Source organism: Nitrosomonas sp. (assembly GCF_019752415.1).
Taxonomy (GTDB): domain Bacteria; phylum Pseudomonadota; class Gammaproteobacteria; order Burkholderiales; family Nitrosomonadaceae; genus Nitrosomonas.
Window position 1 is genome coordinate 1 of sequence record NZ_JAIEME010000092.1, and the last position, 10,387, is coordinate 10,387.

The 10,387-nt window shown below is 42.2% G+C and carries 12 protein-coding genes; 6 read left to right on the plus strand and 6 right to left on the minus strand.

Features of this window, described 5'->3' with window-relative positions; genetic code table 11:
• On the plus strand, nt 1–633 hold a 633-nt coding region (locus K2P83_RS12825), incomplete at its 5' end, for an alpha/beta hydrolase (protein ID WP_292929791.1).
• 30 nt (nt 634–663) lie between these two features.
• Here the strand turns inward: K2P83_RS12825 and K2P83_RS12830 are convergent.
• Complete coding sequence (locus K2P83_RS12830; protein ID WP_292929793.1) at nt 664–1,776, minus strand: acyltransferase; 1,113 nt, start codon at nt 1,774–1,776, stop codon at nt 664–666.
• A gap of 183 nt (nt 1,777–1,959) precedes the next feature.
• On the opposite strand from K2P83_RS12830, the gene K2P83_RS12835 reads away from it, so the two are divergent.
• Complete coding sequence (locus K2P83_RS12835) at nt 1,960–2,442, plus strand: CinA family protein (RefSeq protein ID WP_292929795.1); 483 nt, start codon at nt 1,960–1,962, stop codon at nt 2,440–2,442.
• An 18-nt stretch (nt 2,443–2,460) separates the two neighbouring features.
• Here K2P83_RS12835 and K2P83_RS12840 read toward each other — a convergent pair whose 3' ends face one another.
• The 5 genes from K2P83_RS12840 to K2P83_RS12860 form a co-directional block, all read right to left on the minus strand.
• Nucleotides 2,461–3,078 (minus strand): YqhA family protein, encoded by a 618-nt coding sequence (locus tag K2P83_RS12840; protein ID WP_292929797.1) that lies wholly within the window; start codon nt 3,076–3,078, stop codon nt 2,461–2,463.
• Nucleotides 3,079–3,261: 183 nt separating this feature from the next.
• Nucleotides 3,262–3,597 carry a transposase gene (locus K2P83_RS12845; RefSeq protein WP_292929813.1) on the minus strand — a complete coding sequence of 112 codons (336 nt, stop codon included), beginning with the start codon at nt 3,595–3,597 and terminating at the stop codon, nt 3,262–3,264.
• 246 nt (nt 3,598–3,843) lie between these two features.
• Nucleotides 3,844–4,011: a hypothetical protein gene (locus tag K2P83_RS12850; protein WP_292929799.1), complete on the minus strand. Its 168-nt coding sequence runs from the start codon at nt 4,009–4,011 to the stop codon at nt 3,844–3,846.
• A 439-nt stretch (nt 4,012–4,450) separates the two neighbouring features.
• A complete protein-coding gene (gene smbP, locus K2P83_RS12855) occupies nt 4,451–4,813 on the minus strand; it encodes a small metal-binding protein SmbP (protein ID WP_292929801.1) in 363 nt (120 codons plus the stop codon).
• Entirely contained in the window at nt 4,810–5,088 is a 279-nt protein-coding gene (locus tag K2P83_RS12860; protein WP_292929803.1) for a CsbD family protein, read from the minus strand. The genes smbP and K2P83_RS12860 overlap by 4 nt, the downstream gene beginning before the upstream one ends.
• Before the next feature lie 601 nt (nt 5,089–5,689).
• On the opposite strand from K2P83_RS12860, the gene K2P83_RS12865 reads away from it, so the two are divergent.
• The 4 genes from K2P83_RS12865 to K2P83_RS12880 all read left to right on the plus strand — a co-directional run bounded on the left by K2P83_RS12865 (nt 5,690) and on the right by K2P83_RS12880 (nt 10,094).
• A complete protein-coding gene (locus K2P83_RS12865) occupies nt 5,690–6,634 on the plus strand; it encodes a diacylglycerol kinase family protein (RefSeq protein WP_292929805.1) in 945 nt (314 codons plus the stop codon).
• On the plus strand, nt 6,631–7,476 hold the full coding sequence (locus K2P83_RS12870) for a metallophosphoesterase (RefSeq protein ID WP_292929807.1): 846 nt from the start codon (nt 6,631–6,633) through the stop codon (nt 7,474–7,476). Before K2P83_RS12865 ends, K2P83_RS12870 begins: the two co-directional genes overlap by 4 nt.
• 1,323 nt (nt 7,477–8,799) lie before the next feature.
• Nucleotides 8,800–9,519: a guanitoxin biosynthesis heme-dependent pre-guanitoxin N-hydroxylase GntA gene (gene gntA / locus K2P83_RS12875; RefSeq protein WP_292929809.1), complete on the plus strand. Its 720-nt coding sequence runs from the start codon at nt 8,800–8,802 to the stop codon at nt 9,517–9,519.
• A complete protein-coding gene (locus K2P83_RS12880) occupies nt 9,480–10,094 on the plus strand; it encodes an urea carboxylase-associated family protein (RefSeq protein ID WP_292929811.1) in 615 nt (204 codons plus the stop codon). Before gntA ends, K2P83_RS12880 begins: the two co-directional genes overlap by 40 nt.
• Nucleotides 10,095–10,387: the final 293 nt, after the last annotated feature.

The window sequence follows — 10,387 nt, forward strand, 5'->3', positions numbered from 1 at the left end:
TGGATGTCCGCGCCCAATGCCAAAGGCACGGTGCTGTTTTTTCATGGCAACGCCGGAAATATTTCCCACCGCATCAATTATCTGGCGATGTTCAAGCGGCTGGGCTACAACACGCTGCTGTTTGATTATCGCGGCTATGGCCAAAGCAGTGGCGTTCCGTCTGAATCCGGCACGTATCTCGACGCGCAGGCTGCCTGGCGTTATCTGACCGAGATCCGCGGCATTGCACCGGCGCAGATTGTACTGTATGGCGAATCGCTTGGAGGCGCCGTGGCCGCCTGGCTGGCTGCGCGTGAAAAACCTGGATTGCTGGTACTGGCTTCCACATTCACTTCAATTCCCGACTTGGCCGCAAAGCTATACCCATTCTTGCCGGTACGCTGGATCAGCCGTTTTGATTACGACACACGCAAATCCCTGCAATCGGTGACTTGCCCGGTTTTTATCGCGCATAGCCCGCAGGATGAAATCATACCGTTTGAGCATGGCCAGCAGTTGTTTCAGGCAGCGCCGGAACCGAAACAATTTCTGACACTGGAAGGCGGGCACAATATCGGTTTCATTTTTATGCAACCACTCTGGATAAAATCATTGGGCGCGTTTATGGATGAAAACTTGAATTCAAGTCCGTGATTGCTAATGTCTTCAGCAAATCCATCGTTTCTAGCCATTTCCAAGCAATGTCACGAATAAACCGCACGTTATAAATCCTGCGGGCAGCAGGATATGCATCCGATGCGTTACTGGACGCGCTTCAAGCCAGTTGAAAAGTAAAATACCCGCGCCGATACTCGCGCCAACGGCTAACAGCAAGCCGAATAAGTGAATGGCTGGCTGATGCGGTAAGAATTTGAAGAATGCCGCATTGATGACCAGCGATATCGGAAAGTGAACCAGAAATATAGAATAGGAAGCGCGCCCAAGATAAGCCAGATAGCCGGGCACACGCCTACTGTTCAAAACGTCATAGTACTGAGCCAATCCCAATATCAGCATGACACTGCCTGCTAAGGCTATGCGTGAACGGAAATCGACGGTTAACGCTGCAAAAATCAATGCGCTCAGCACGATAAACCAGAAAAGCTGATGCCGGCTGACAGAAGCCCAATAAATCAGAATACCAAGACCATACGAGCCAAAAAAATATAAAGCCGTTTCATCCCAGTAACTGTCCCGATTAAAAAAGAATAAAGAAGCGGTTGTTAAACTGATAATTAAAACCAGACCGAGCATTTGAAAATCCGGGTATCGATTCTGGATTTGTTTGGAAATCCAGAAGAGTAGAATCGTTAGGACAAATAACTGAAAATCAATGGCAACATACCAGATGCCTGCTGACAGGACTTCCTGGTTTAACAGATCGTGTAGTAAAAAAATATGTGCCAACAGCTGAAACAAATTGGGTGTACCAGGAATCGATGTATGGTTCATCCAGACTCTGGCCAATGCGGCGCATCCAATCGCTAACGTTAAAGCGGCCAGATACGGTGTGATTAATCTCAAGTAGCGATGTTGTATCAGCCGGATTGGTTCTGTGACTAAAGATAATCCCTGTGGCGCATGTTTTGCAGCTGCAAGAAAACCTGCGATGACAAAAAACATTTGCACAGCGATTCTTCCGTATTCACGCAACCAATCCAATAAAGCAGGGATCAACGGGTAGGCGATATCCGACATGGGGCCATAAATGGCCAAGTGATGACTGATGATCAGCAAACAACAGATGGCCTTTAAGGCATCAATAAAAGGCATTCTTGAGGAATGATCAGCTTGCATAGCTCTGGCCGAAGAAAATAAAAGCAGATTCCAATATAATGATTCAGGCTCCCTATTTTTAGAGATTAGCACGATGGCAGGTTAAAGTGGTATTTAGTTTCTCTCGGATTGGATGGTCTGTCTTTGACCAGAATATTGAAACGGAGTTATGAAATTTCTGATATAAATCAAGAATCTTACGATTTGGCAGTTAAAGTTGGTGAACGCCTTGCTCAGTGCGGATTGCTGCTGGTAACCGCCGAATCTTGTACCGGCGGCTGGTTAGGTCAAGCCGTGACTGCCGTGGCAGGCAGCTCAGCCTGGTATGAGCGGGGGTTTATCACATATAGCAACGCTTCCAAATGTGACATGCTGGGCGTTCAGCAAGCGACACTGGATCAATATGGCGCCGTATCCGCGCAAACTGCCCAGGAAATGGCCCTCGGAGCGTTGAACAGAAGCCGTGCGCAGATTAGTGTATCGATCACCGGGATTGCCGGCCCCGATGGCGGGACTGCAACAAAGCCCGTAGGAATGGTTTGTTTTGCCTGGGCGATCAAAGAGGGTTTAGTGCAACAAGAAACCCGGTTTTTTACAGGAAATCGTGAAACCATACGGCGTTTGGCAGTGACTGCAGCTTTGCAGGGAATACTGCGGTTATTGCATGATGTTACGGCTGTAGCCTGAGACAATGGGTTATTGGAATTAGTGTTCAGCCGATTGTTGACTGGTTTGCATAATAATGCGATCACAATAGGCAATGGCAATGGCCGAAAGTAAAAAAGCCATGTGTATGCCCGTTTGTGCAAGCAATGTTTTTTCATCGTAAGCGCTGGCGTTGATAAAGGTTTTCAGCAGGTGTATCGACGAAATCCCGATAATGGCGGTTGCCAGTTTAACCTTTAAAACAGAAGCATTCACATGCGACAACCATTCCGGTTGATCCGGATGTCCTTCCAGATTCATGCGCGAGACAAAGGTTTCATAACCGCCGATAATCACCATGATCAGCAGATTGGAGATCATCACCACATCGATTAAACCCAGAACAACTAACATAATCGCCGTTTCTGTCAGCTTCGTGGGTCTTTCTGCCCCTTTAATCGTGACTGTGTCGAGAATATGCTGTAATGAATTTTGATTCCCTAAGACCGCGCCAATCAAATCGGATAGCTCAACCCAGAAATGAAACACATACACGCATTGCGCTAATACCAATCCCAGGTATAAAGGCAACTGTAACCAGCGTGTGAGAAAAAGGAAATGTGCGATTGGGTGAATTCTTTGCGGCGGCTTGTTTCCAGGTTTATCTTTGTGTTCCATATCTTCTGATCGCGTTCAAAAAATGCCGCAAGAATAATAGAGCGGCGGTTAATAAAATTCGGCTTTTAAGCCAATGTTCTTCTGGAATTTCAATAGCTATGCAGGATGTGCCGACTGCAAGGAGGCGCATCGGACCAATCATTCAAGCCCCTCGATATCATAGTCTTCATGATTTCCCTAATTCTAGGGATAGACACCTTGTTCAACATAACGATGAAAACCGGAATAAGGCCAATCGCTTACTCTTTTTGCCCAAACATGTTTAACAGGATTCCAATGAATATAATCGACGTGCCGGTTAAAATCAATTTGGTCACGCAAAAGATGCTCCCAGAATCGACGTTGCCATATTCCTCTTTCCCGGCGGGATTTCCGGCCGGTAGAAATTCTTTCTCCTTTTGCTATGTGACGGGAAAAGTAACCTTTCAACATATTCCAGCAGGTTGAAAAATCTGCATCGACTTGGGGCAGCGTCCAAATACAGTGTAAGTGATCCGGCAAAATAACGACGGCATTGATAAAATGTCAGTAAGCGAAGCGCATTGCACGAAGATTTTCATTTGGCGCAATGGCAATTGCGCCCTACCTCTACGTCTGTTCGTCGCCGCAGCCACTATCGGGCCTCGCCCGGCACGTTGGCTTCGGCAAGCTGAAGAATCTTTCTAATCAGGTAATGTTTTAGAAACTATTCAAATCCGTTTCGTGTAAAAAGTGAGATATCATCTTGATAGTTCTAGGTCAAATCGATTCATTGATTACGGTCCTTCAAGTGGAATCTGTGAAAGACGCGATGTATAACCGGTGCGAGAATAACGCAGCCGCAACGATAACAATCAGGCCGCAATAAAGTGCATACATACCCACAAAGAGCTTGCCGCCAAAAGTGATTGGTGTGTTTACAGGCCCCATTCCGCCCAGTAACATTTGGTGCATTTAGAAATGAAACAATCCAACTCAGGTCCTCAAAGAGGTGATAGCCGGTCATACCGATAAATAACGAAAGGGCGATGAGTGGGAGTGAGATAATACTGTATTGCGATCCAACCGGATAATGAATTGATGCGTAGGGATTACGGGCTGAGCTCGGTGCTAAAATTTAGGGAATAGTCTTTTCACTGTGGGACCAAAGAAACATACACAACATTAATCAGTTAGACCATTAAACCATAAAATTTACTTCGAGAAGTATAGTAGGTTTACGCGTAGAAAATATATCGTTAAAGATTTTTAGGAGCGATTAAACCGAAATTCATAGTGTTTACATATCTATTCATTCGGAGGAATAGTTCATTTACAAGGAGGAATCGCTGTAGAAAACTATAAGAAACTGTGGATATTAATTTTATCCACAGTTTCTTAAGAAATCTAAGGATTATTTTATATTTGCTGCTTGCTTAAAATGATTAACCGCGTCTGAAGCGGCTTTTTTCGCTGCATCTGTATGGCCAGCATTCCCTTCTTTAACTGCGTCATCCAAACACTTAAGGCCTTCACTAATATGATTGTCCTCGTTTTTGTCATATCGACCAGCTATTGGCTTCATTTTGATAGCAGCTGTCGCTTGCATTATGGCTTCAGTAGCATGCTGAACTACCGCTTTACTATCAGACGAAGTAGCCGCTGCTTGAGCGTGTTGAATTGCTTGATCTAAAGGAGTGTCTTCCGCAATTGCGCTAAAAGAAATGATTGCCATTATAAAGAGGCTTGCTAATAAAGTAATATTATTCATATTCATTTTAAAATCCGGTAAAAATATAATTGCAAGTATTTGGGTGTGCTGTGTGCAGAACTATTTTCCATTGGTTTAACGATAAATCCATTAGTGATCTTCGTTCTGCTGTCTTTTTTTATAACTTCTTTGACATCCTCCCAACTTGCTTGAGCCTTACCAGCATTCATTTGAATATTTCCTTCTAGTTCCATTTTCTTGTCATTGACTATCTTGCCAGCAACTTCTTTAAATCTACCTATCACCTCTTCCAGGCGACCTTTTAGTTGATCACTGTTCATGATTTCCTCTGTAGTTTAATTTAAGTGATGACCAGAACAGCGAATAATATTTGTCATCACTTTTTTAGAATATTCGCTGGAACAATATCGGTCGGTACGGTAACGCACAGTTGGAAATATTTAGGGAGCGTGTCGTCCCTTTTCGCAGGTCACTGGTTTGTCACAAATAGATTCAAGCCATAAGTGGTTTTCATTTCTGCAGCAATCATAGGTGAACAGTTTTATATAATTAGCTTATCTTTCTGTTGAGTGGCTAGCCAAAGTCAGTTTGGTGGAAAGCGCATGGGTGGTTTGAAGTCTTCTGTGGTTGTAGTAGGTAAGCCAATCTATCCTTCATCCATTGCCTGACGCCGCACAAGATTGACCACCCTGAGCCCATCCGAACTGCCTCTAATTTGTATTCCAGTGTGTACAATGTGCTCTCTTAACTTTCTCTGCTGCCCATTCATCATCTCCTTAACTTGAATTGTAACCTCAGTTAAGAAATACATTTTTACAGAGGAAAGTCATAAATTTAAGAAACCTCTGTAATCGTTTATAACCCTCAGGTAGATAATTTTATTTATATGATACAAAATCATATTGCTTTAGGAGAAGAGCTTTGGTTATATTGGTGAGACCGCGTGCGCATCTTATAAGCAACGAAAAATCAGGAGTTGGGCAAGGCTCAACATTAACTCAAGAATTTAAAAATATTTGCGAGGAGCTAAATTATGAACTTGTCGAATACATAATCCACTGTCCTGAGGAGCTTGAGCAGCAAAGCCGAATTGCCGTCGAGCGAGCATTGAATAATTGCGATGTTGTTATTGCGGCTGGGGGTGACGGAACAATTCGTAGTGTTGCTCAAGTAGCTTATGGAAAAAATGTACGCTTCGCCGTTGTACCTTTCGGAACCTTTAATTTCTTTGCACGCACCCATAATATTCCTGAAGATCCTGTAGAGGCATTTCGCTTAGCACTGACAGGAATACCTCAGCTGGTAAGAGTAGGATTAGTGAATGGGCAGGTTTTTTTGAATAATGCTAGCTTAGGTTTATATGCTAAAGCTATCAAAGACCGCGAAAGTAATACAGACCGATTTGGCCGACATCGTTTGGTAGTGATTATTTCAACGATTTTTAGTTTATTTAGCAAACACCGGCTACTTAAAGTAGATCTGCTTAGCGAGAAGAAACTTGGCACGGTATATACTCCAATGATTTTTATTGGCAACAATGCTTTACAGTTAAAAAATCTTGCCCTGAATGTGGCGCATTGTATGAAAGCTAATCTTCTAGCAGTTGTAATGCTGAAGCCGGTCACTAAATCTGAAATTTTCACAGTTATTATGCGGGGAATATTTAGAACACTAGAAGATGAAAAAAATGTTAATTCTTTTTGTGTTAACTCTCTGACTATTTTTACACGCAAGCCGTCGCATATGGTTGTCTTGGATGGAGAGATCATGACAATGAACTCGCCTCTTCATATTAGGACTCAGCCTCAATCACTCAACATGGTTTTACCAATCCAACCACCATTGACCAGTGAGCCCATAAAATGAGTTTATTGCGGGTGGCTCATCTTTCCGATCCCCATTTTGGGACAATTCGTATGGGTGTGGGAGAAGGGCTACTTAATATTTTAAGGGAGGTTCAACCCGCCTTAATTCTTCTAACGGGTGATATCACCCAGCGGGCACGGGTCGATCAATTCAAAGCCGCAAAATATTTCATTGATCAAATTGGGGCAGCGGCTGTGATTGCAGTGCCGGGTAATCACGATATATCACTCGGAAATATTTACGAGCGAATTTTTCATCCCTACAAGGGATATGAAAACATATTTAAGCAAAAACTAGATCAAAATATTGTTTTGAAAGATCTCTGTATTACATGCTTAAATTCAACCAGTCGTTGGCGGCACATACAGGGGGATTTTCAGCATTCTTACTTGGAGAAGCAGTTTCAAGAAAATTATTCTCACTGTAAAGTACGCATTGTGGCATTTCACCATCCCATGGATTGTGCGAAACATATTGATGATAAAAATCTACTTAAGGGACGAAATGATGCCATTGCACTTTTTGACCGCCACAATGTTGATATGGTTGTGGGTGGACATATTCATGATCCTTATGTCAATTTATCTAGCGCACGTTATCCGCACATTCAGCGAAAAATAATTTTATCTGTCGCCGGCACTTGTCTGTCGTCAAGAACCCGATCTGGAGCTCCCAATTCTTTTAATTTAATAGATATTAATACGGATTTAATTCCTAAAATTACCTTAACCCGTTTTGATATGGACTCAACCTTTCATTTTATGCAAAAAGAAATCTATAATTTTAGCCGCGATTCCACATTGAGTTGGAATTGCGATTCTTCTTTAATAGTTCCTGATTAGAAAGATTATTCAGCTTGCCGCAGCCAACGTGCCGGGCGAGTCCCGGTAGTGGCTGCAGCGGCGAGTAGACATAGAGGAAGCCTCACAAGATGGAAGCAAAACCCTGGACCAGCGCTATTTTAAAATACAGGGGGACGGCCTTCGGCACTGAGCGAGATAGCCTTCACAAAAGGCACCTTGTTCTCGGAACCCCGGCCTGCCTTGCTGCCAGCCAATTCTCCGCAAAGGTAAGTGTCATCCGACCTGGACATTACCACGCAGCGCAAACTTGGCATCCCGTTCGACCCTTGCCTGATCAGATGAATTGCTAAGAACCAGATGCTTAGCGCCAAGTGAGTGCTCTGGAACAAGGTGCCTGCGATCAGAAATGTCTGCAATCGGCAGCACTTGCATTGGAAGTTCTTGTGTTTCCTACCCCCTTAAGCAATTAGTAATTCGCGTTGCCGTAGCCTGGACAGCTGAATCCTTGTGGCCAAAGGATGCTTCCAATGCAATCCCGCGCATGGCTCACTGTGCCAAGCTGCGCAAGGAATGCAAATAAATTCGTCTAATAACAGAAGTTGGCATATTTGCTTGCCAAAAATATGCATTTTTCAATTATTGCGACAGAATCTAAAATTCTAGATATGTTTTAGATAGTAGCGCTAGGCGCTTACCAATAAATAGATTTCTGTGTGCCTCCGCACAGAGTTTATTCACTCGAAGCTCTATAGTTATATATAAGCTTCTGCTTAATGGTTGTTATTCTGAATATTCAACGTTAAAAGCATAATGCCATCTCAGGAAGAATTTAAAATTTCCTATTAGCGGAAGCTGATTTTTAAAACTTGAAAGCCGGAATCGGTTGTCTTGGGCTTGGATAATGAAGTTATGGCAATCTGTAGCTAGGAGATTATGGGATGACAGAAAAACAGTGGCAGAGTGTAAAAACTGCGAGTGATGGAAATAGAACCTGGAGCTGCCATAGAGACCAAACAAGGGGCTCTTGTATTGAAGAAAGCTTGCAATCTTCTCAATTATTAGTTTGAAGAAAAAACGGTTGCAATAGATTTTATGAGGGCACGACTGCACATACAAAAGGATTGAGTTCTCGAATTCCTACCGCCAAACTTACTCCATAGTAATGCTGATCACTTTAATTTCAATTATTTTCAGGCAAAGGCTTAAATAGCTTTTTGATTTAAGAAACCATGTATTAATGCTAATCGCTGGGTTAATACAACGAACTGGGGTCAAGTTTTGATGGACAAGATATTTCCACTAAGCATAAGACCTCACTCACAATTTTGATGAACATTAAGTGGCTGAAATTTAGAATAAATTATGAACGCATACGATAAATATTTAATTAGTGGCTCATTAGATAGAAATGCACTCAGAGGGCTACTGGATGAGTTTTTATCAAGAGAGGATTATCCTTGCGTACCAGCTAAGTCTGCAAATAATCGCGATAATATAGAATTGTTAGTAGGAGATAACATCACTCAGCCTATGAATGATGTAGAGCTTTATTCTGCGCTTTTAGATTTTGGAAAAAACCTTGCTCTAGATACAATTGATAATATTTCTTTTAAAACATTAATTAACATCTATCGGCAACCTACAGATTTAAGCGAAGAAGAATTTGAACAAGCATTATGGGATCGCTTACAAAATTTACACAATTTTGATGCAGTTCGTGGTCAAAGTTGGGATGAAAACGTAGACAGCGATGCAAACTCATCACATTTCTCCATGAGCATAGGCGGCCATTCTTTCTTTATAGTAGGACTACATCCACATGCTTCTAGACTTGCAAGACGTTTTTCCTACCCGGCACTTGTGTTTAATCTTCACGCGCAGTTTGAAGTCTTAAGGGAAAAAAATAAATATGAGCGCATAAAAGGAATGGTGAGGAAAAGGGATACTGAATTTTCTGGAGGACCTAATCCTATGCTTGATGATTTTGGGAATGATTCGGAAGCGCCACAGTATAGTGGTAGAAAGGTTGATGAAAATTGGGAATGCCCATTGCAGCACAAAGAGAATATAAAAAACAGATGACCAGAATTGAACCGTGCTCAGCGAAAGCATTTGAACTGAAAAAAGGTCAATTTCTAACAGTAGTTGATACAGAAGGACAACAGGTTGGTGACCTTGTTGCCTATAACAAAATTGACATTCGAGAGTATATTTCATCAGGAAGATCCATTGACTACGCAAGTAAGCTTTTTCTGACGACTGGAGATTTGCTTTATAGCAACCGTAGTAATCCAATGCTAGAAATTATTAATGACGATGTCGGACGTCACGACTTCACATTAACGCCCTGTTCTAAAGATACTTTTCGTATTATTTACGGTGATAAAAATCCTCTTCCAGGTTGTCAAGGCAATCTTGAAGAGGTTCTTGGACCATTCGGTATAATTCCAGATCAAATACCCATCGCGTTTAATATTTTCATGAATGTCAGTGTAGATGCCTCTTCAGGAGAAATAGCTGTCTTGCCTCCACTGAGTCGTGCAGGAGATAAAATTACATTTGTAGCTAAAATGGATCTTTTGATCGGATTAACTGCATGTTCCGCTGGACAATCAAATAATTTTAAATTTAAACCTATAGATTTTGAAATCGAATAACCATTTTTCATTGCAGTTCTTAAATTTTGTAGTCGCGAGATATTTACCTAAAGAGCGGTGCATCTGATTTGCACAGAAGGCGGTGGTTGTTATGGAGTTATTGAATAAATCAGAATTGGACTACAGGCTTCTTTTTTTCGTAAATTGTTAAAGTTTTACGGCCACCGACATGCCTAGATTGGTCATCCTGATTCGTGTAGCAGGCCGTTGAAAAACTATCTGCGTTGCCGCTGCGGTGTTAAAAACAGGCTCAAAATGCTCATTTATTAAGCATAAACTGCGCTTTTTCGCCT

Bases quoted from the DNA above. Each gene is read 5' to 3' on its own strand.
- smbP (WP_292929801.1), bottom strand. From the start codon at position 4,813: ATGAATATGAATAATATTACTTTATTAGCAAGCCTCTTTATAATGGCA.
- K2P83_RS12880 (WP_292929811.1), top strand. From the start codon at position 9,480: ATGCCCATTGCAGCACAAAGAGAATATAAAAAACAGATGACCAGAATT.
- K2P83_RS12850 (WP_292929799.1), bottom strand. From the start codon at position 4,011: ATGCACCAAATGTTACTGGGCGGAATGGGGCCTGTAAACACACCAATC.
- K2P83_RS12830 (WP_292929793.1), bottom strand. From the start codon at position 1,776: ATGCAAGCTGATCATTCCTCAAGAATGCCTTTTATTGATGCCTTAAAG.
- K2P83_RS12870 (WP_292929807.1), top strand. From the start codon at position 6,631: ATGAGTTTATTGCGGGTGGCTCATCTTTCCGATCCCCATTTTGGGACA.
- K2P83_RS12840 (WP_292929797.1), bottom strand. From the start codon at position 3,078: ATGGAACACAAAGATAAACCTGGAAACAAGCCGCCGCAAAGAATTCAC.
- gntA (WP_292929809.1), top strand. From the start codon at position 8,800: ATGAACGCATACGATAAATATTTAATTAGTGGCTCATTAGATAGAAAT.
- K2P83_RS12860 (WP_292929803.1), bottom strand. From the start codon at position 5,088: ATGAACAGTGATCAACTAAAAGGTCGCCTGGAAGAGGTGATAGGTAGA.